Origin of the sequence: Streptomyces fractus, assembly GCF_049844455.1 — a bacterium.
In the GTDB taxonomy this organism is placed as follows: Bacteria; Actinomycetota; Actinomycetes; order Streptomycetales; family Streptomycetaceae; genus Streptomyces; species Streptomyces fractus.
This window is the reverse complement of the sequence record NZ_JBMYHI010000002.1, coordinates 5,846,173-5,866,893: the sequence shown is the minus strand read 5'-3', so window position 1 is coordinate 5,866,893 and position 20,721 is coordinate 5,846,173. Positions and strand designations below refer to the sequence as shown.

Below are 20,721 nucleotides of genomic sequence, written 5' to 3'. Positions count from 1 at the left end.
GGCCACCATCCTGCAAGCGCTCGCAGCGAGCGTCAAGGGTGGGCGCATGCACGGGAGTTGACGGGAAGGGCCCGTTCCGGAAAGCGTTGCGCAAACCATTGACCGGCCTGCGAGCGCATGCAAACGTCCCTCCTCGACAGCGCCCACCGCCGAGCCGCTCGTGGAGGCCCCCTATGGGCAGTGCCGCCCCCTCCCGTCGCACGACCCTGTCCGCCCTGCTCGCCTCCGGCCTCGGTGCCGCGCTGACCGCCTGCGGCGGGCCCGCGCGCTCCGTCGGCGCCGGCGGCACCGTGACGCTGCGCTACTTCTTCTGGGGCGACAGCGGCCGGGCCGACCTCATCAACAAGTGCATCGCGATCTTCGAACGCGAGCATCCCAAGATCAAGGTGAAGTCGAGCTTCGCCGCGTTCGACGCCTTCTGGCCGAAGCTCAGCACCGCCGCCGCGGGCGGCAACCCGCCCGACGTGATGCACGTCGACTACGCCTGGATCCGCACCCTCGGTGAGCACGGCGTGCTCGCCGACCTCGGCCCGCACACCGGCGACGGCAAGGAGATCGACGCGTCGACGGTGATCCCGTCGCTGCGTACCGCGGGCGAGGTGAACGGCCGCCGCGTCGCGCTCCCGCTGGGCAGCAACTGCGTCTCGCTCCTGTACGACGCCAAGGCGTGGGCCGCGGCCGGCGCCCGCAAGCCGACGGCGCGGATGAGCTGGGACGCGTTCATGGAGCAGTCCCTCAAGGTGACCCGGTACGGCAGACGCCACGGCAGCCCCGTGCAGTACGGGATGGACAATCCCGCCCAGAACTACATGGGCCTCGAAGTGTGGATGCGCCAGCAGGGCCTCCAGATGTGGACCGACAAGGGCGCCCTCGGCTTCGACCGGGACGACATGCGCCGCTACCTCGCCCTGGCCGACGGCTGGCGCAAGGAGGGCGCGCTGGCGGGGCCCGACGCCGTACTCGAATCGCTGCCCGGCTTCCCCATCACCACCCGCAGGGCCGCCTCCTACCTGGAGTGGGACAACCAGGTCGGCGGCCGCAGCGACATGCGCGGCAGCACGCTCTCCCTCGGCACGGTCCCCAGCGACACCGGGCGCTCCGGCATCTACGCCAAGCCGGGCATGCTGATCGCCGCCGCCGCGCAGAGCCCGTACCCGAGCGAGGGCGCGCGGTTCATCAACTTCATGGTCAACGACCGGCGCGTGGCGAAGATCCTCGGCACCAACATCGGCATGCCGCCCACCACGAGCCAGCAGGGCGCGGCCGACACCTCCGACCCGAAGGTGCGCCAGGTCCAGGCGTACGAGGAGCGGGTCGCGAAGACGCTCGCCGCGACCCCGCCGCCGCCCGCCGACGGCGGCGCGTCCCTCAATGTCTATCTGCAGCGCGTCGCCGAGAAGCTCTTCTACGGCCGGATCTCCGTGGACCAGGCCGTGGACCTCTACTTCGACCAGTCGGAGGTCGTCCTCGCCTGACGGCAGGACCCCGCGCAGGACCTCGCCGCCCCCTCCTGTCCCCCTCGAAACCGTACGGAGTCCTCATGGCCTCTACGACGACGACCGACGCCGCGATACCCCGCGCACGCCGCGGCGACTCCCCCTCGCCCCCTCCCGGGAAGCGCCGCCGGGGCACCAATGACCGCTCCGCGTACGTCTTCCTCACCCCGTGGATGATCGGCGCGGCCGTGCTGACGCTCGGCCCGATGCTGTTCTCGCTCTACATGTCGTTCACGGACTACAACCTGTTCGACGCGCCCCGCTGGATCGGCCTCGACAACTACAAGCGGATCCTGTTCGACGACCCCGAGGTCCGGGACACCGTCGGCGTGACGCTGCTCTACGTGGTCGTCGCGACGCCACTGAAGCTGATCGCGGCGCTCGGCGTGGCCCTCCTGCTGCACACCCGCCGCAAGGGCCGCAACTTCTACCGGGCCGCCTTCTACATGCCGTCCCTGATCGGCGCGAGCGTCGGCGCGGCCATCGTGTGGCGGCTGCTGTTCTCCACGGGCAGCGTCGTCGACCAGTTCCTCGGTGCCTTCGGGATCCACACGGGCGGCTGGATCTCCAACCCGGACTGGTCGTTGATGTCCCTGGTCGCGCTGTCCGTCTGGCAGTTCGGCGCGCCCATGGTGATCTTCCTGGCGGCGCTGCAGCAGATCCCGCGCGACCTGTTCGAGGCGGCGGAGATCGACGGGGCGGGCCCCTGGCGCCGCTTCATCTCGGTCACGGTCCCCATGCTCTCCCCGGTGATCTTCTTCAACCTGGTCCTGGAGATGGTGCACGCCTTCCAGATGTTCAACTCGGCGTTCGTGCTCTCCAACGGCACCGGCGGGCCCGCGGGCTCGACCCACGTCTACTCGATGTACCTGTACGAACTCGGCTTCAACGACTTCCGGATGGGCTACGCGGCGGCCCTGACCTGGGTGCTGCTCCTGGTCGTCGGCGTGATCACCGCGGTGCTCTTCAAGACTTCGGGCCGCTGGGTCCACTACGCGGGCGAGGAGAAGTGACGATGGCCTCGACTACCACCACGGCCGGCACGCGTTCGACTTTGTGGCACGTGGGCGCGATCGCCCTGCTCCTGGTCCTCCTCTATCCGGTGTTCTGGGTGTTCACCGCGTCCGTGAAGCCCGCCGACGAGATCATCTCCAGCTTCAACCTGCTTCCCTCGAAGCTCAGTTGGAGCGGCTTCGGCACGGCGCTCGACGGCATCGCCGAGGTCCCGGCGTGGCGCTTCTTCAGCAACTCCCTGCTCCTTGCCGTGGGTTCCGTGATCGGCAACGTACTGTCGTGCTCGATCGCCGCGTACGCCTTCGCGCGGCTGCGGTTCCGGGGGCGCGGCGCGATGTTCGCCGTCATGATCGGCACGATCCTGCTGCCGACGCATCTGCTGCTCATCCCGCAGTACACGATGTTCCAGAAGGTCGGCCTGGTCGACACCTACGTCCCGCTGCTCCTCGGCAAGTTCCTCGCCACGGACGCGTTCTTCGTGTTCCTGATGGTGCAGTTCGTACGCAACCTGCCGCGCAGCCTCGACGAGGCGGCGCTGATCGACGGCTGCGGGCACTTCCGGATCTTCGGCCACATCGTGCTCCCGCTGCTGCGGCCCGCCCTCATCACCACGGCGATCTTCACGTTCATCTGGTCCTGGAACGACTTCTTCGCGCCGCTGATCTACCTCCAGTCGCCGGAGAAGTACCCGCTGCCGGTGGCGTTGCGCCTGTTCGTCGACTCGACCAGCAGCCAGGACTACGGGGCGATGCTCGGCATGTCGGTCCTCTCGCTGCTGCCGGTGATCGCGTTCTTCGTGGCGTTCCAGCGGCTGTTGATCGAGGGCGCGGCGACCTCCGGAATGAAGGGATGAGCGGCATGAGTGCTCCAGGCGGTACGAGCACGGTGGCGCGGCGCGACACTCCGTACGGCGAGCGGTTCACGCTCTTCGCGGAGGTGCTGTGGATCGGGGTGCTGGTGGCGGCGGGTTCCCTGCTGCTCGTCACGTGGCCGGCGGCGATGGCGGCGGGATGCGCGGCGGTACGTCGCTGTGTGCCGGACGGCCCCTCGCCCGGCACGGCCCGGCGGTTCGCGGCGGACTGGCGGGCGGCGCTGGGGGGCGGTTCCGCGGTGGGGGCGGCGGGCCTCGCGGCCCTCGGCTTCCTGGGCGCGGACCTTCGCCTGGCGGCGGTCGCGGGCGACGTTCCGTTCTTCGGCGTACTGGCGGTGGCGATCGCCGGGGCGGCGGGGGCGGTGGTCGTGTACCAGGTACGGATGGCGGCGACGTGGTCCTCGACGGGGCGCTGGGCGCGGCCGGGGCGGGATGTGTCGGGGTCGGCGATGCTGGCGGGAGCGGTCCTCGTATCGGCGGTCTGCGCCTGGCAACTGCTCCTGCTGACGCCCTTGGTGACGGGTGTCCTGGCCCTGGCCGCAGTAGCAGTCGACCGCCGCACCGCCCCGGGGCTCCGCCCCGGACCCCGCTCCTCAAACGCCGGAGGGGCTTGCTTGGGGGCGCGGGGAACTGCGCGAAAGACGACCACGTGAGGGAACACGTCATGCGCAACCACGACCACCAAGGCAGCGGCAGCGCCACCGCAGAGGACGTCGCGGCGGACGCCGGTGTGTCGCCCTCCACCGTCAGCCGCTGCTTCGCCTCCCCGCACCAGGTACGGGCGGAGACCCGCGCCCGGGTCCTCGCGGCAGCGGAACGGCTCGGGTACCGGCCCAGCCGCATCGCCCGGTCGCTCGCAGAGGGCCGCACCCGCACGCTCGGCCTCATCGTGCCCGACATCGCCAATCCGTTCTTCGCGGTGATCGTGAAGGCCGTGCAGGCCCGCGCCCGCCGCAAGGACTACGCCGTGTTCCTCGCGGACACCGACGAACACCCCGACGACGAGTACGAGTTGGCGCTCACGCTGGCCCGCCAGGTCGACGGGCTGCTGCTCGTCGCCCCGAGGATGGACGGCGCCCGGCTCGGCGAGATCGTCCGGCAGGTGCCGAGCGTCGCCGTGAATCGGAGCGTGTGCGGGGTGTCGTCCGTGGTCGCGCCCAGCGACGACGGGCTGCGCCAGGCGGTGGCGCATCTGCACGCGCTCGGCCACCGGCACCTCGCCCTGATCCTGGGGGCCCGCAACTCCTGGTCGAGCGAGCAGCGCGGCCACGCCGTCCGGTACGCCGCCGAGCAACTGGAGCTGAAAGTCACGGAGTTCGGCCCGCACGAGCCCAAGTTCCACACGGGCGCGCAGGTCGCCGACCTGGCCCTGGCCGCGGGCGCGACCGCGATCGTCGCGCACAACGACCTGATGGCGCTCGGTGTGCTGTCCCGCCTCGCCGACCGTGGGGTGCGGGTGCCCGACGACGTCAGCGTCGTGGGCGCCGACGACACCCTCCTCGCCACCACGGCGACCCCGGCCCTCACGTCGGTCCGCATCCCGCTCGACGCGCTCGGCGAACGCGCCGTCGACCTGATGCTGCGCCGCCTCGACGACCCGACCCGCGTACCCGAAGAACTCTCGCTGGACAGCGAGTTGATAGTCCGCCGCTCCACGGGCCCAGCCCCCCGAAAGGAATCCTGACCTCCATGAAGCGCGCCGCGATCATCGGCACCGGCCACCGCGCCCAGATGTACACCAAGGCCCTGGGCGCCCGCCCCCACTACGACGTAGCCCTCCTCGCGGACCCGAGCCCGACCCGTATCGCCCACCACAACCGGGTGCTCGCGTCGCTCGGCGCGCCGGAGGCGGCGGCCTGCGACCCGTCGGACTTCGGTACGGCCCTGCGCGAGCACCGGATCGACGAGGTGGTCGTCACCACGGTCGACGCGACCCACCACACGTACATCAACACCGCGCTCGAAGCGGGCTGCCGGGTGGTGACGGAGAAGCCGATGACGACGGACGCGGAGAAGTGCCGCTCCATCCTCGACACGGTGGACCGCACCGGCGGCGAGCTGTCGGTCGGCTTCAACTACCGCTACAACCCGGCCCACGAGAAGGTCTGGCAGCTCCTCCACGACGGCGCGATCGGCGAGATCCGCTCCGTCCACTTCGAATGGCTCCTCGACGTCCGCCACGGCGCCGACTACTTCCGCCGCTGGCACCGCGAGAAGCAGCACAGCGGCGGTCTCCTCGTCCACAAGTCGGGCCACCACTTCGACCTCGTCAACTGGTGGCTGGGCGCGGCCCCTTCGCGGGTGTACGCGGAGGGCGGCCTGGTCTTCTACGGCCGCGACAACGGCGACCGCACGGGCCTGCGCCGCGACTACGTCCGCGCCCACGGCTCCGAGGCGGCGGCCACCGACCCGTACGCGATCCACCTCGCCGACGACCCGAACCTCAAGTCCCTGTACGTGGACGCCGAGGCGGCCGGCGACCCGTACGTCCGCGACCGCAACGTCTTCGGCGACGCCATCGACGTCGAGGACGACCTGTCGGTCCTGGTTCGCTACGACTCCGGCGCCACGATGACGTACCACCTCACGGCGTACTCGCCCTGGGAGGGCTACCGCGTGATGTTCAACGGCACGGCCGGCCGCCTGGAACTGGAGGTCGAGGAGAACACCTGGCAGCCCCCGAAGGTCGCCACCGGCGGCGACGGCGCCTCGCACGGCGGCGTGGTCATGGACCGCCCCGGCCGCACCTCCATCCTGCTGCGCCCCCTGTGGGAGGCCCCGCGCGACATCCCGTACGAGTGGTCGGCCGGATCCCACGGCGGCGGCGACCTCCGCATGCTGAAGGAACTCTTCGGCCCCCTGGGCGACGGCTCCGACGACGGGGCGGTGCCGGCGGCAGGGAAGGGGGCGACGGCGCGGGACGGGGCGCTTGCCCTGGCGGTTGGCGTTGCCGGGAACTCGTCGTTGGTTTCCGGTCTGCCGGTGGACACCGCCCAGCTGTGGTGACGGTCGCGGGGCTCTGCCCCGGGCCCCGCGCCTCAATCGCCGGCGGGGCTTGAATTGGCCGCACCGGCGCTTGGGCACACAACCCGAATGAAGCGTGCTACTCGGTCGGCACCGACACCAACCACCGCGTCTCCTGGCGGGGCCGCAGGTAAAAGGCCCAGTACAGCGTCGCCACGGCCATGATGCCGCCCGTCCACAGCAGGTACGTGACCTCCTGCTCGATCAGGATGTAGATCATCAGGGCGATCAGGACCACGGGGATGCCGGGCCACAGCGGCATCCGCCAGGCCGGCTGGTTCTTGTGGGTGCCGCGGCGGGCGAACAGGGCGGCCACCGCGACGAGGAGGTACATGCCGGTGACGGAGACGCCCGTCACGCCGTACAGGGTGTCGAGGTTGACGAAGCAGAGGGCCGCGCCGGGGACGCCGACGGCCAGGGTCGCGACCCACGGGGAGCCGAAGCGGCCGAGGCGGGACAGGGCGTTGTTGACCGGGCCGGGCCAGGCCTTGTCGCGGGCCGAGGCGAACAGGACGCGGGAGTTCTGGATGACCATGACGATGCCCGCGTTGATGATGGCGAGCGCGACGCAGAGCGAGACGAACGTGCCGACCGCCGAGTTCGACCAGGCGACGACCATCGTGCTGATGTCGCCCGAGGTGAGCGCCGAGAGATCCTTGGCGCCCATCGTGATCGCGACGACGGGGATCAGGATGACGACGGTGGAGATGGCGAGCGTGGCGAGGACGGTGCGGGCCACGGACTTGCGCGGGTTCTCCAGCTCCTCGGAGAGGTAGACGGCCGTGGAGAAGCCCTGGGTGACGAAGAGGGCGATGGCGAGGCCCGAGACGACGAGCATGCCCGTCACCGCGTCCGTGTGGCCGCTCGAGCCCGCGACCTGCATCGAGCCGAGCGAGCCGATGCCGCGCTCGGCGTGCGCGAAGCCGAGGATCGCGACGAGGGCCGCCGCGATGACCTCGAGGACGAGGAAGATGCCGGTGATCCACGCGTTGGCGCGCAGGTCGAGCAGGCCCGCGAGGGTGGAGAGCAGCATCACGCCCGCGCCCGTCATCGCCGGGTCGAGGTGGATCAACGGCTCCAGGTAGTCGGCCGTGCCCATGGCGATCACCGGCGGCACGATGAACACGACCAGCAGGGACAGGATGAAGACCAGCCAGCCCGCCAGGCGTCCGGCGAGCGTCGAGACCATGGCGTACTCGCCGCCGGCGCTGGGGATGAGGGTGCCCAGTTCCGAGTAGAGGAACGCCACGCCGATACAGATCAGTGAGCCGACGGCGATGGTGAGCGCCGTGGCGGTGCCGAGGCTGCCGAACAGGTCGGGGACGACGACGAAGAGCGAGGAGGCGGGCGTCACGCAGGACAGCGTGAGCAGGGTGCCTCCGACGACGCCGATGGAACGCTTGAGCTTCTGGGGAGAACCTTCTGAACCTTCGAGTGCCGTGTCCGGCAGGGGCTCCGCCGAGGGGGCGGCGGCGGTGCGAAGCGTGTCGGTCATGAAGCGGTTCCGATCGACTCGTGCGACAGGGCGCGCCACATGCAACCTCGCCGATATCCGAACGTCAACGCCTGTTTTCCTTCGGAATCCGCACCACCGCTTCGGCCAACTCGCCTCACTTCTTTAGGCGTTCGCAAAGTTGGTCGTGTTACACGTGACCGGACCCGCAGTTGACCTTGGTATCCATGGGCACTTTGGACATCTGCCTACGCCGCCCGGTTCATCCCCTACGTACGGGAACCGCAGCCGGAGCGCTGAAGTTCACAGTGAACTGTCCGCACTCCGGACATGCGGGCCGTCCTCAGTGGTTGCGCGGGAAGCCCAGGTCCACGCCCGAGGGGGCGTCGGCCGGGTCCGGCCAGCGGGTCGTGACGACCTTGCCGCGGGTGTAGAAGTGCGTGCCGTCGTTGCCGTAGATGTGGTGGTCGCCGAAGAGCGAGTCCTTCCAGCCACCGAAGCTGTGGTAGCCGACCGGCACCGGGATCGGCACGTTGACGCCGACCATGCCGGCCTCGATCTCCATCTGGAAGCGGCGGGCGGCGCCGCCGTCACGGGTGAAGATCGCGGTGCCGTTGCCGAACGGGGACGCGTTCATGAGGGCCACGCCCTCGTCGTACGTCTCCGTGCGCAGCACGCACAGGACCGGGCCGAAGATCTCGTCCTGGTAGGCCTTGGCGGTCGTGGGGACGTTGTCGAGGAGCGACAGGCCCACCCAGTGGCCGTTCTCGAAGCCGGGCACCGTGTGCTCGCTGCCGTCGAGGACGACGTCGCAGCCCTCGGCCGCCGCGCCCTTCACGTAGGAGGCGACCTTGTCGCGGTGGGCGGCCGTGATGAGCGGGCCCATCTCGGACGTCGGGTCGTTGCCGGGGCCGATCTTGATCTTCTCGGCGCGCTCCTTGATCTTCGCGACGAGCTCGTCGCCGATCGAACCGACGGCGACGACGGCCGAGATGGCCATGCAGCGCTCGCCCGCCGAGCCGTACGCCGCCGAGACCGCGGCGTCGGCCGCCGCGTCCAGGTCGGCGTCGGGCAGCACCAGCATGTGGTTCTTGGCGCCGCCGAGGGCCTGTACGCGCTTGCCGTTGGCGGAGGCCGTGGCGTGGATGTGGCGGGCGATCGGCGTCGAGCCCACGAAGGAGACGGCGGCGACGTCCGGGTGCTCCAGGAGGCGGTCGACGGCGACCTTGTCGCCGTGCAGCACGTTGAAGACGCCGTCGGGCAGGCCGGCCTCGGTGAGCAGCTCGGCGATCTTGACGGCGGCCGACGGGTCCTTCTCGGACGGCTTCAGCACGAAGGTGTTGCCGGTCGCGATGGCGATCGGGAACATCCACATCGGCACCATGGCCGGGAAGTTGAACGGCGTGATGCCGGCGACGACGCCCAGCGGCTGCCGGATCGACGCCACGTCGACGCGGCTCGCGACCTGCGTCGACAGCTCGCCCTTCAGCTGCACGTTGATGCCGCAGGCCAGGTCGACGATCTCCAGGCCGCGGGCCACCTCGCCGAGCGCGTCGGAGTGCACCTTGCCGTGCTCGGCGGTGATCAGCTCGGCGATCGCGTCACGGTTGGCGTCGAGCAGCGCGCGGAACCGGAAGAGGATCTCCGTGCGCTTGGCGAGCGAGGACTGGCCCCAGGAAGCGAACGCCTCCTTGGCGGTGGCGACGGCCGCGTCCACCTCTTCGACGCTCGCGAAGTCGACGTGCGTGGTGACGGCGCCGGTCGCCGGGTCGGTCACCGGGCCGTGATTGCCCGACGCGCCCTCGACGGTCTTGCCGCCGATCCAGTGGTGGACCAACTTCGTGTCAGACATACGGGCGACTCCTGTGACGGCTGCGTACTTCTCAGAGGTGGCGGCGCCGACCGGCGGCGCGCCGGTCGTACTCCTCGCGGGCCTTGACCGCGGCGCTGCGCTCCGCCGTCTCGGCCACAGGAACATCCCACCACGCCTGCGCGGGAGGCGGGCCCGACACTGTGTCTGACGTTTCGGTCTCCACGTAGACACATGTGGGGCGGGTGGCCTCGCGCGCGGCGGCGAGCGCTTCCCGCAGGTCACGCACGGTCTTGGCGCGGTGCACGGTCATCCCGAGGCTGGCCGCGTTCGCCGCGAGGTCGACGGGCAGCGGCGCGCCCGCGTACGCCCCCCGCTCCCCCGCGTACCGGTACTGCGTGGCGAAGCCCTCGGCGCCGACGGACGCGGAGAGGCCGCCGATGGACGCGTACCCGTGGTTCTGAAGGATGACGACCTTGACGGGGATGCCCTCCTGGACCGCGGTGACGATCTCGGTGGGCAGCATCAGATACGTGCCGTCGCCGACGAGCGCCCACACGGGCCGGCCGGGCGCGGCGAGCGCGACGCCGAGCGCCGCCGGGATCTCGTAGCCCATGCAGGAGTACCCGTACTCGACGTGGTACTGGTCGCGGGAGCGGGCCCGCCACAGCTTGTGCAGATCGCCGGGGAGCGAGCCCGCGGCGTTGATGAGGATGTCGTCCCCGGTCGCCAACTCGTCGAGTGCGCCCAGGACTTGGGTCTGGGTCGGGCGCAGGAGTTCGTCCTCGGCGACGAAGCAGGCGTCGACGCGGTGCTCCCAGCGCTCCTTGTCCTCGGTGTACTCGGCTACGTACGCGCGGTCGGCCCGGTACGTCCCGCCGAGCGCCGCGCGCAGCGCGTCGAGGCCCGCGCGGGCGTCGGCGACGAGTGGCTGCGCGGACAGCTTGTGGGCGTCGAAGGCGGCGACGTTCAGGTTCAGGAAGCGGACGTCCGGGTGGGCGAAGAGGGTCGCGGAGGCCGTCGTGAAGTCCGTGTACCGGGTGCCGACGCCGAGCACCAGGTCGGCGGTGCGGGCGAGTTCGTTGGCGGTGGCGGTGCCGGTGTGGCCGATGCCGCCGACGTCGGCGGGGTGGTCGTGCAGCAGCGAGCCCTTGCCGGCCTGGGTGGAGGCGACGGGGATGCCGGTGGCGTCGGCGAACTCCTTGAGGGCGTCCTCGGCGCCGCTGTGGTGGACCCCGCCGCCGGCGACGACGAGCGGGCGCCGGGCGCGCTTCAACTCCCGTACGGCAGCGTCCAGTTCGCCAGGGTCCGCCGCGGGGCGGCGCACGGTCCAGACCCGCTCCCGGAAGAACTCCTCCGGCCAGTCGAACGCCTCCGCCTGCACGTCCTGCGGCAGCGCGAGCGTGACGGCGCCGGTGTCGACGGGATCGGTGAGTACGCGCATGGCCTGGAGCGCGGCCGGAATGAGCCGCTCGGGCCGCTCGATCCGGTCGAAGTACTTCGACACCGGGCGCAGGCAGTCGTTGACCGACACGTCGCCCGCGTAGGGGACTTCGAGCTGCTGGAGCACCGGGTCGGCGGGCCGCGTCGCGAACACGTCGCCGGGGAGCAGCAGTACGGGCAGGTGGTTGATGGTGGCGAGGGCGGCGCCGGTGACGAGGTTCGTGGCGCCGGGCCCGATCGAGGTGGTGACGGCGTGCGTGGACAGGCGGTCGCGCTGGCGCGCGTAGCCGACGGCGGCGTGCACCATCGCCTGTTCGTTGCGGCCCTGGTGGAAGGGCATGTCGTCGCCGTACTGGAGGAGCGCCTGGCCGAGCCCGGCCACGTTGCCGTGGCCGAAGATGCCCCAGGTGGCGCCGATGAGCCGCTGCCGGGCGCCGTCGCGCTCCGTGTACTGGGCCGCGAGGAAGCGGACGAGGGCCTGGGCGACGGTGAGGCGGGTCATCGGTATCCCTCCGTGGCGTGATCGGGGTGGAAGCAGATCTTCCACTCCCGCTCGTCCCCCGGTCCCGCCATGACGTTCAGGTAGTACATGGCGTGGCCCGGCTGGGCGATGGACGGTCCGTGCCAGCCGTCGGGGACGAGCACGGTGTCGCCGGAGCGGACCTCGGCGAGGAGGTCGGTGCCGCCGGGCCTGGACGGGGACACGCGCTGATACCCGTACCCCTCGGGTCCGCCGTCAGGGCTGTCGATCTCGAAGTAGTAGATCTCCTCGAGCAGCGTCTCCTCGCCCGGCCGGTGCTCGTCGTGCTTGTGCGGCGGGTACGAGGACCAGTTCCCGCCGGGGGTGATCACCTCGACGGCGATGAGCTGGTCGCAGTCGAAGGCGTCGGCGGCGGCGAAGTTGCGCACCTGCCGTGCGCTCTGCCCGCCGCCCCTGTCCTCGACGGAAACCTCCGGCGCGGGGCCGTAGCGGACGGGGAGTCGTCGACCGCATTTCGCTCCTGCCAGGGCGAACCGGCCTCCCGCACCGGAGGAGATCTCCACACTGGTGTCGCGCGGAACATAGGCGAAGTCACTCACTGAACTGAATACGCTGCCCCTGCCCGCCAGTTCAAGGTTCATCCCTGCCGCGCGGACGGAACATCCGCCGGACAGCGGCAGCACGATCCACTCGCTCTCGCCGGTGTCGAAGGTGTGCGTCCGCCCGGCGTCGAGTTCGAGAATCCGCAGCCCGGCCCGGGCCCAGCCGGTCTTGTCCGGGTCGACGGACAGGGCGTAGGGGCCGTCGGCGGCGCTCCCGCGTGGAAGGTGCGTCATCCCTCTACTCTCCTCCTAGACATCCGTACGTGTGCTGCGCAGCAGGCCGACGGCCGTGTCGACGGCGGCCGCGACGTCCCCGTCGGCCGGATAGAGCAGCGACCGCCCCACCACGAGCCCCTGAACCGTGGGCAGTTGGAGCGCGGCGCGCCACTTCTCGTACGTGGCGTCCTGATCGCCGTCCTTGATGTCGCCGCCGAGCAGCACGGCGGGCAGGGCGGAGGTCTCCATGACCCGGGCCATGTCGTCGGGGTCGTCGGCGACCGGGAGCTTCAGCCAGGTGTACGCGGAGGTGCCGCCGAGGCCCGAGGCGACGGCGATCGACGTGATGACGCTCTCCGGGCTCAAGTCGGCGCGCAGCAAGCCGGTTCCGGGGTCGCGGCGGCTCAGGAACGGCTCGACGAACAGGGGCAGCCGGCGCGCCGCCATCGCGTCGACCGCGCGGGCGGCGGCCTCCAGTGTGCGCACGGAACCGGAGCCCGGATCGTCGTAGTCGAGGCGCAGCAGCAGCTTCCCGGCGTCGAAGCCGAACCGGTCCAGATCCTCGGCCCGGTACCCGGTGAACCGGTCGTCCAGCTCGAAGGAGGACCCGGCGAGCCCGCCCCGGTTCATGGACCCGATGACGACCTTGCCGTCCAACACGCCGAGCAGCAGCAGGTCTTCGACCACATCGGCGGAGGCCAGCACCCCGTCCACGCCCGGCCGGGCCAGCGCGACGCACAGCCGCCGCAGCAGATCGGCCCGGTCCGCCATGGCGAACGCCCGCTCCCCGACGCCGAGCGCGCCCCGGGCCGGATGGTCGGCCGCCACGATCATCAGCCGCCGCCCCGCGCCGAGCAGCGCCGGCCGCCGCTCCCGCCGGTCCGCGGCCTCGACGACGGCCTCCGGCCGCTCGGCCCGGACACGGGCAAGCCACCGGAGGTCCACACCCTCTGCCTCACTCAAGCCCGGCTCCATCCCCTTCGGCGCGACGCCCTGCAATCTCCGTCGCCCCGACAGATCTAGACCCGCCCGAGCCCCCTGTCAATATTTTGTCCTGACATTCGGACGACGCCTTGACACTCCTCTTCGGGCGGTTCGAGGCTGATCCCATGACGACCACGCCCGCGCGCATCCGCATCGGCTCGGCCCCCGACTCCTGGGGCGTCTGGTTCCCCGACGACCCGAAGCAGGTCCCGTACGAGCGCTTTCTCGACGAGGTGGCCGAGGCCGGGTACGAGTGGATCGAGCTGGGCCCGTACGGCTATCTGCCGTCGGATCCGCGCGTCCTCACCGAGGAGACGGGCCGCCGCGGCCTGAAGGTGTCGGCGGGCACGGTGTTCACGGGGCTGCACCACGGCCCGGCGGTGTGGGAGAAGACGTGGGAGCACGTGTCCTCCATCGCCGAACTCACGCAGGCGACGGGCGCCCGGCACCTGGTCGTCATCCCGTCCTTCTGGCGCGACGACAAGACGGGCGAGGTGCTGGAGGAGTCGAGGCTCACCGCCGAGCAGTGGCGCCAGCTGGCCTCGCAGACCGAACGCCTCGGGCGCGAGGTGCGGGACCGTTACGGCTTGAAACTGGTCTTCCACCCGCACGCCGACACCCACGTCGACACGGAGGAGAACGTCACGCGGCTCCTCGACGCCACCGACCCCGAGCTCGTGTCGCTGTGCCTGGACACCGGCCACTACGCGTACTGCGGCGGCGACAGCGTCAAGCTCATCGAGACGTACGGGGAGCGGATCGGCTATCTGCACCTGAAGCAGGTGGACCCGGCGGTCCTCGCCACCGTCCGCGAACAGGGCACGCCGTTCGGTCCCGCCGTGGCGCAGGGCGTGATGTGCGAGCCCCCGCGCGGCGTACCGGAGCTGGAGCCGGTGCTCGCCGCCGCGGGCAGGCTCGACATCGACCTGTTCGCGATCGTCGAGCAGGACATGTACCCGTGCGAGCCGGACCGCCCACTCCCGATCGCCCGCCGCACGCGCCGCTTCCTGCGCTCCTGCGGGGTCTGACGGCGGGTTCCACGGCTGGCCTGCCGGCTGGCCTGCCGGCTGGCCTGCCGACTGGTCCGCCGACTGGTCCGACCCGGGTTTGACGCCCTCCTGTCCATTCGCGCGCCGGAGCATGCGCCCACGGCGCGCCCCCTTTGCATCATTCGCGTCACAAACGCCCCCATCGCGTCACACATGTCAGGCCTACGCGGGTTCTGCGTCACAGGCGTCCCACAGGCCCTCCCTTCACCCCGGGTCACCTCGTTCTCCGGGCACAGGCTGAGTTGATCACTGGCGGCACCCCCGAGCCGCCGTGAGCACCGCCAGGGAGGAGCCACCGATGAACGACCGCAGGCTCTGGTCGTACAAGGACATCGCCGCGCACATCCGCGTGCAGCCCGACACCGTCCGCTCGTACCGCAAGCACGGTCTGCTGCCCCCGCCCGACCACGTCGAGTCGGGCAAGCCCTATTGGTACGCCGACACGGTCCGCGCCTGGGTGGCCTCCCGCCCGAGCAACCGGGGCCGCAAGGACTGAACCGTGGGCGCCGGGCCGGACGGACTCCCGGCCCGGCGCCCACGCTGCGACACATCCGACCCCGCCATAAACTTCGGACAAATCACCCAAGGTGACCGTAAGTTACCGGCACGCCGGAAGGATCGCAGTGACGCAGCCCCAGCCGCCCTTCGGGGCACCCCAGGCCCGGATCCCCCAGCAGCCGCCCCCGCCGGGGCCGCAGATCCGCCCCGGACTCTGGAAGCGCTGCCTCTGGGGCGGACTCGCCCTGTGGGCCCTGACGGCGATCGTCACGTACGCCACGCAGAACACCACGCTGCTGCCCACGCTCATCCTGCTGGGCAGCTTCCTCACCCCGGCGGTCTTCGTCCTGTGGGCGTACGAGCGGCACGGCCGCGACCTCGGCGTGAGCCTGATCCTGGGCTGCTTCCTGGTGGGCGGCATCCTCGGCGTCCTCGGGGCGTCGGTGATGGAGTACTACCTCGTACACCCCTCGGTCTGGATGTTCGTGGCCGTCGGCCTGATCGAGGAGGCGGCCAAGCTGCTCGCCCTCGTCTACGTACTCCACCGCCACCCGCGCATCAGCGGTCTGCGCGCGGGACTGGTCCTCGGCGCCACGGTCGGCTTCGGCTTCGCGGCCTTCGAGAGCGCGGGCTACGCGTTCAACGCGGCGATCACCATGAAGGGCATCGACCTGCGGGCCCTCCTGGAGACGGAGGTCCTGCGCGGGCTGCTCGCCCCCTTCGGCCACGGCCTGTGGACGGCGATCTCGGGAGCGGTCCTCCTGTCCCTGCGCCGCCCGGACGGCCGTTACCGCTTCGCGGCCCCGGTGATCGGCACCTACCTCGGCGTCTCGCTCCTGCACGCGCTCTGGGACTCGATGCACGGCATCGCGCTCTGGCTGGTGGCCCACCTCACCACCTCGAACCTGGACCGCACGCTCTTCGCACAGGGCTACATCCCCAAGCCGACCGACGCGCAGGAGCACCTCTTCACGCTGTTCTCGGTCGGCGGACTGGCCGTCATCACGCTCCTGGCGCTCACCTGGGTGCGTTCACTCGCCCGCCGGGACCCTTCTTGGAGGAGTACCCCCTAGGGGTATAGAGTCGGGCGTATCAAGAGACGCCTCTCATCACCTAGGAGTACGCCATGAGCGCCCACACCGAGCTTCCCCAGGCCGACAACGGGTCCGCCGGTTCCTGCTGCGGCGGCGCCTGCCACACCGACGCCGCGACCCCGGCCACCGAGGGCGCCTTCACGGCCGTGTACGAGGTCAAGGGAATGACGTGCGGCCACTGCGAGGGCGCGGTGGCGGGCGAGATCTCGGAGCTGGCCGGCGTCACCTCGGTGCAGGCGACCGCCGCCACCGGCCAGGTCACGGTCGTCTCCACCGCCCCACTCGACGAGGAAGAGGTCCGGGCCGCGGTGGACGAGGCGGGTTACGAACTCGTCTGACCCGGCCCCCGGGCCGTGCAGATTCGCGTACAGAGCTCTCAGATTCGCGCGGAGATCCGCAAAGACGCCTGAACCTCTGGACCTCCACACAATCCACACGGCACAATTGCAGCACTCCCCCACAGAGGCCGATATCCACATATCGGATCTCTTGCGCACGCACGGGACATATGCAAGAGACGCAGATCACATTGGTCTGGACGTAACCCTTTGCGGCTCCCGTGAGTCTAAGGAGGCGATGCAGGAACGTCTTGGGGGACGTTTCCGCACCGGAGGGACCCGTCTTGGGGGACGGTTCCCGACAGCGTTGGCCGGGGCACGTGCGCCGGGAAGCTTGAGCGGCCCGCCCGGCGGTACGTGTTCCGGCGGCCGACGCGACCAAAAGACCCCCAGGCCGGATCCCGTGGGGGGAATCCGACCCGGGTAAGGAAAGCGCCCCGACTGTCGGCCCGTGGGGGGACCGACAGCGGGGCGCTTTCTGCTGCGCAGCTTGACCCGGCCTGTTGTTGCGGTCGGCCGGGGTTACGGGATCGGGGCTCTGCCCCGGACCCCGCTCCTCAATCGCCGGAGGGGCTCAAAAGTCAGCGCTGTTCCACCGGGATGAAGTCGCGTTCGACGACGCCCGTGTAGATCTGGCGCGGGCGGCCGATGCGGGAGCCCGGCTCCTTGATCATCTCGTGCCACTGGGCGATCCAGCCCGGAAGGCGGCCGAGGGCGAAGAGGACCGTGAACATCTCGGTCGGGAAGCCCATGGCCCGGTAGATCAGGCCGGTGTAGAAGTCGACGTTCGGGTAGAGCTTGCGCTCGACGAAGTACTCGTCGGAGAGCGCGTGCTCCTCCAGCTTCAGGGCGATGTCGAGCAGCTCGTCGGACTTGCCGAGCGCCGAGAGGACATCGTGCGCCGCCGCCTTGATGATCTTCGCCCGCGGGTCGAAGTTCTTGTAGACGCGGTGCCCGAAGCCCATGAGCTTCACGCCGTCTTCCTTGTTCTTCACCTTGCGGATGAAGGCGTCGACGTCGCCGCCGTCGCGCTGGATGCCCTCGAGCATCTCCAGCACCGACTGGTTGGCGCCACCGTGCAGCGGACCCCACAGCGCGGAGATACCGGCGGAGATCGACGCGAACATGTTGGCCTGCGACGAGCCCACCAGGCGCACCGTGGACGTCGAGCAGTTCTGCTCGTGGTCCGCGTGCAGGATGAGCAGCTTGTCCAGCGCGGAGACGACGACCGGGTCCGGCACGTACTCCTGGGCCGGCACGGAGAACGTCATGCGCAGGAAGTTCTCGACGTAGCCGAGGTCGTTGCGCGGGTAGACGAACGGGTGGCCGATCGACTTCTTGTAGGCGTACGCCGCGATCGTCGGCAGCTTCGCGAGGAGCCGGATCGTCGAAAGGTGACGCTGCTGCTCGTCGAACGGGTTGTGGCTGTCCTGGTAGAAGGTGGACAGCGCGGAGACCACGGAGGACAGCATGGCCATCGGGTGGGCGTCCCGCGGGAAGCCGTCGAAGAACCGCTTCACGTCCTCGTGCAGGAGCGTGTGCCCGGTGATCTCGCTCTTGAAGGTGGAGAGCTCGTCCACGGTCGGGAGCTCGCCGTTGATCAGCAGGTAGGCGACCTCGGTGAAGGTCGAGCTCTCGGCCAGCTGCTCGATCGGGTAACCGCGGTACCGCAGGATGCCCTGCTCACCGTCGAGATAGGTGATCGCGGATTTATAGGCGGCTGTGTTGCCATATCCGCTGTCGAGGGTCACCAGGCCCGTCTGGGCCCGCAGCTTCCCGATGTCGAAGCCCTTGTCGCCCACGGTGCTGTCGATCACCGGGTAGGTGTACTCGTCGTCGCCGTACTGGAGTACTACAGCCTTCTCGTTCTGCTCGCTCACGTCATCCCTCACCGACGTAGTGCCTCTTCTTCGAGGTGCCCTGACTGTCTCTACCTTCCCCCACTTGGCCCAGCAGAGTGCACTCGGGGTCGCCCATTGGGCTCACCGACGGCACTCAGTGCCGTCAACTTGCTCATCCTGCCCCCTTCGCCCTGGTTCCGGAAGTGCTTGTGAGCTTCGTGACTCGTCTGATCGATCAAATCTTTTGAACAGCGCTGCCCGACAGCCGGAAATTCAGGGCGGTACACCGCCTACCGGCCGAAATCGTACGCACCGCCTGGCCGATCGCTCTGCGCGAACCGACCAGAACGACGAGCTTCTTGGCGCGCGTGACCGCCGTGTAGAGGAGGTTGCGCTGGAGCATCATCCAGGCACCCGTCGTGACGGGGATCACCACGCACGGGTATTCACTGCCCTGGGAGCGGTGGATGGTCACCGCGTACGCGTGTGCCAGCTCGTCCAACTCGTCGAAGCCGTAGGGGATCTCCTCGTCCTCATCGGTCAGGACCGTGAGCCTCTGCTCCTCGGGGTCCAGGGACGTGACGACGCCGACCGTCCCGTTGAAGACGCCGTTCGCCCCCTTCTCGTAGTTGTTCCGGATCTGGGTGACCTTGTCCCCCACTCGGAAGACGCGGCCGCCGAAGCGCTTCTCGGGCAGGTCCGGGCGGCCGGGGGTGATCGCCTGCTGGAGCAGCCCGTTGAGATTGCCCGCCCCGGCCGGGCCGCGGTGCATCGGCGCCAGCACCTGGACGTCGCGCCGCGGGTCGAGGCCGAACCTGGCGGGGATCCGGCGGGCCGCGACGTCGACGGTGAGTCGGCCGGCCTCCTCCGTGTCGTCCTCCACGAACAGGAAGAAGTCCTTCAGGCCCGAAGTGATGGGCTGCGTTCCGGAGTTGATGCGGTGGGCGTTCGTGACGACACCGGACTCCTGGGCCTGCCGGAAGATCCTCGTCAGCCGGACCGCGGGCACGGGACTCTCCTCGGCCAGCATGTCGCGCAGCACCTCCCCCGCCCCGACGCTCGGCAGCTGGTCCACATCACCCACGAACAGCAGATGCGCCCCCGGCGGCACCGTCTTCGCCAGCTTGTTGGCGAGCAGCAGGTCCAGCATCGAGGCCTCGTCGACCACCACGAGATCGGCGTCGAGCGGCCGCTCCTTGTCGTACGCGGCGTCCCCGCCCGGCTTCAGCTCCAGGAGCCGGTGCACGGTGGAGGCCTCGGCGCCGGTCAGCTCGGCGAGCCGCTTGGCGGCGCGGCCCGTCGGCGCGGCGAGCACGACCTTGGCGCGCTTGGCGCGGGCCAGCTCCACGACGGACCGCACGGTGAACGACTTTCCGCAGCCGGGGCCGCCCGTGAGCACGGCCACCTTCTTGCTGAGCGCGAGCTTGACCGCCTCCTCCTGCTCGGGCGCGAGCTGCGCGCCCGTACGGTCGGCGAGCCAGGCGAGCGCCTTGTCCCACGCGACGTCCTGGAAGGCGGGCATCCGGTCGTCCTCCGTGCGCAGCAGCCTGAGCAGTTGGGCGGAGAGGGCGATTTCGGCCCGGTGGAAGGGGACCAGGTAGATCGCGGTGACCGGCTGCCCGTCCTCGCCCGGCACCGTCTCGCGTACCACGCCGGGCTCGCCCGAATCCTCGTCGGGCAGGGCCAGTTCGGCGAGGCACTCGATGACGAGCCCGGTGTCGACCTGGAGCAGCTTCACGGCGTCGGCGATGAGCCGCTCCTCGGGCAGGAAGCAGTGTCCCTGGTCGGTGGATTGCGAAAGGGCGTACTGGAGACCGGCCTTGACCCGCTCCGGGCTGTCGTGCGGAATGCCCACGGACCGGGCGATGCGGTCGGCGGTGAGGAAGCCGATGCCCCAGACGTCGGCGGCGAGGCGGTACGGCTGGTTCTTCACGACGGAGATCGACGCGTCACCGAACTTCTTGTAGATGCGCACGGCGATGGACGTCGACACGTCGACGCTCTGGAGGAAGACCATCACCTCCTTGATGGCCTTCTGCTCCTCCCACGCGTCGGCGATCTTCTTCGTCCGCTTGGGGCCGAGGCCCGGCACCTCGATGAGCCGCTTCGGCTCCTGCTCGATGACGTCGAGGGTGTCGAGCCCGAAGTGCTGCGTGATGCGGTCGGCGAAGACCGGCCCGATGCCCTTGACCAGGCCGGAGCCGAGATAGCGGCGGATGCCCTGGATCGTGGCCGGGAGGATCGTCGTGTAGTTCTCGACGGTGAACTGCTTGCCGTACTGCGGGTGGGAGCCCCAGCGGCCCTCCATCCGCAGCGACTCCCCCACCTGCGCCCCGAGCAGCGAACCGACGACGGTCAGCAGGTCCCCCGCGCCCCTGCCGGTGTCGACCCGGCCGACCGTGTACCCGGTCTCCTCGTTGGCGTACGTGATCCGCTCGAGGACGCCCTCGAGCCGGGCCATGTGCCGCTCCCCGGCAGCCGCTTGCTGCTTCGCCATGATCCGACGG

Annotated in this window: 17 protein-coding genes; 10 read left to right on the top strand and 7 right to left on the bottom strand. The window is 70.2% G+C overall.

Annotated elements, in window-relative coordinates; translation table 11 throughout:
* Positions 1–173: 173 nt before the first annotated feature.
* The 6 genes from ACP4E5_RS28540 to ACP4E5_RS28515 all read left to right on the top strand — a co-directional run bounded on the left by ACP4E5_RS28540 (position 174) and on the right by ACP4E5_RS28515 (position 6,387).
* Positions 174–1,475 carry an ABC transporter substrate-binding protein gene (locus ACP4E5_RS28540; protein WP_425833533.1) on the top strand — a complete coding sequence of 434 codons (1,302 nt, stop codon included), beginning with the start codon at positions 174–176 and terminating at the stop codon, positions 1,473–1,475.
* A gap of 65 nt (positions 1,476–1,540) precedes the next feature.
* Positions 1,541–2,509: a carbohydrate ABC transporter permease gene (locus ACP4E5_RS28535; RefSeq protein ID WP_425833531.1), complete on the top strand. Its 969-nt coding sequence runs from the start codon at positions 1,541–1,543 to the stop codon at positions 2,507–2,509.
* Positions 2,510–2,511: 2 nt separating this feature from the next.
* A complete protein-coding gene (locus ACP4E5_RS28530; RefSeq protein WP_425833529.1) occupies positions 2,512–3,363 on the top strand; it encodes a carbohydrate ABC transporter permease in 852 nt (283 codons plus the stop codon).
* A 5-nt stretch (positions 3,364–3,368) separates the two neighbouring features.
* Entirely contained in the window at positions 3,369–4,034 is a 666-nt protein-coding gene (locus ACP4E5_RS28525) for a hypothetical protein (RefSeq protein ID WP_425833527.1), read from the top strand.
* A gap of 11 nt (positions 4,035–4,045) precedes the next feature.
* Positions 4,046–5,065: a LacI family DNA-binding transcriptional regulator gene (locus tag ACP4E5_RS28520; RefSeq protein WP_425833525.1), complete on the top strand. Its 1,020-nt coding sequence runs from the start codon at positions 4,046–4,048 to the stop codon at positions 5,063–5,065.
* Between the two features lie 5 nt (positions 5,066–5,070).
* On the top strand, positions 5,071–6,387 hold the full coding sequence (locus ACP4E5_RS28515) for a Gfo/Idh/MocA family oxidoreductase (protein ID WP_425833523.1): 1,317 nt from the start codon (positions 5,071–5,073) through the stop codon (positions 6,385–6,387).
* Positions 6,388–6,484: 97 nt separating this feature from the next.
* Here the strand turns inward: ACP4E5_RS28515 and ACP4E5_RS28510 are convergent, their stop codons facing one another.
* The 5 genes from ACP4E5_RS28510 to ACP4E5_RS28490 form a co-directional block, all read right to left on the bottom strand.
* The gene (locus ACP4E5_RS28510) at positions 6,485–7,900 is read right to left on the bottom strand and encodes an APC family permease (protein ID WP_425833521.1); all 1,416 of its coding nucleotides are present in this window, start codon (positions 7,898–7,900) and stop codon (positions 6,485–6,487) included.
* Positions 7,901–8,201: 301 nt separating this feature from the next.
* Positions 8,202–9,710, bottom strand: a complete 1,509-nt coding sequence (locus tag ACP4E5_RS28505; RefSeq protein WP_425833519.1) for a CoA-acylating methylmalonate-semialdehyde dehydrogenase — start codon at positions 9,708–9,710, stop codon at positions 8,202–8,204.
* Positions 9,711–9,741: 31 nt separating this feature from the next.
* Complete coding sequence (gene iolD, locus ACP4E5_RS28500; protein ID WP_425833517.1) at positions 9,742–11,613, bottom strand: 3D-(3,5/4)-trihydroxycyclohexane-1,2-dione acylhydrolase (decyclizing); 1,872 nt, start codon at positions 11,611–11,613, stop codon at positions 9,742–9,744.
* Positions 11,610–12,428, bottom strand: a complete 819-nt coding sequence (iolB, locus tag ACP4E5_RS28495) for a 5-deoxy-glucuronate isomerase (RefSeq protein WP_425833515.1) — start codon at positions 12,426–12,428, stop codon at positions 11,610–11,612. Before iolB ends, iolD begins: the two co-directional genes overlap by 4 nt.
* A 15-nt stretch (positions 12,429–12,443) precedes the next feature.
* The gene (locus tag ACP4E5_RS28490; protein ID WP_425833513.1) at positions 12,444–13,373 is read right to left on the bottom strand and encodes a Cgl0159 family (beta/alpha)8-fold protein; all 930 of its coding nucleotides are present in this window, start codon (positions 13,371–13,373) and stop codon (positions 12,444–12,446) included.
* A gap of 146 nt (positions 13,374–13,519) precedes the next feature.
* Between ACP4E5_RS28490 and ACP4E5_RS28485 the strand changes: the two genes are divergently transcribed.
* The 4 genes from ACP4E5_RS28485 (at position 13,520) to ACP4E5_RS28470 (ending at position 16,373) form a co-directional block, all read left to right on the top strand.
* Positions 13,520–14,422 (top strand): sugar phosphate isomerase/epimerase family protein, encoded by a 903-nt coding sequence (locus ACP4E5_RS28485; RefSeq protein ID WP_425833511.1) that lies wholly within the window; start codon positions 13,520–13,522, stop codon positions 14,420–14,422.
* A gap of 319 nt (positions 14,423–14,741) precedes the next feature.
* The gene (locus tag ACP4E5_RS28480; RefSeq protein WP_425833509.1) at positions 14,742–14,939 is read left to right on the top strand and encodes a helix-turn-helix transcriptional regulator; all 198 of its coding nucleotides are present in this window, start codon (positions 14,742–14,744) and stop codon (positions 14,937–14,939) included.
* A 127-nt stretch (positions 14,940–15,066) separates the two neighbouring features.
* Positions 15,067–16,014: a PrsW family intramembrane metalloprotease gene (locus tag ACP4E5_RS28475; protein WP_425833507.1), complete on the top strand. Its 948-nt coding sequence runs from the start codon at positions 15,067–15,069 to the stop codon at positions 16,012–16,014.
* Between the two features lie 53 nt (positions 16,015–16,067).
* On the top strand, positions 16,068–16,373 hold the full coding sequence (locus ACP4E5_RS28470) for a heavy-metal-associated domain-containing protein (RefSeq protein ID WP_425833505.1): 306 nt from the start codon (positions 16,068–16,070) through the stop codon (positions 16,371–16,373).
* Positions 16,374–16,954: 581 nt separating this feature from the next.
* Here ACP4E5_RS28470 and ACP4E5_RS28465 read toward each other — a convergent pair.
* Both ACP4E5_RS28465 and recD2 read right to left on the bottom strand, forming a co-directional pair.
* Positions 16,955–18,265, bottom strand: a complete 1,311-nt coding sequence (locus ACP4E5_RS28465; RefSeq protein WP_425833503.1) for a citrate synthase — start codon at positions 18,263–18,265, stop codon at positions 16,955–16,957.
* A gap of 184 nt (positions 18,266–18,449) precedes the next feature.
* Positions 18,450–20,711, bottom strand: coding sequence for an SF1B family DNA helicase RecD2 (recD2, locus tag ACP4E5_RS28460; RefSeq protein WP_425833501.1), 2,262 nt, complete (start codon positions 20,709–20,711; stop codon positions 18,450–18,452).
* Positions 20,712–20,721 lie beyond the last annotated feature (10 nt).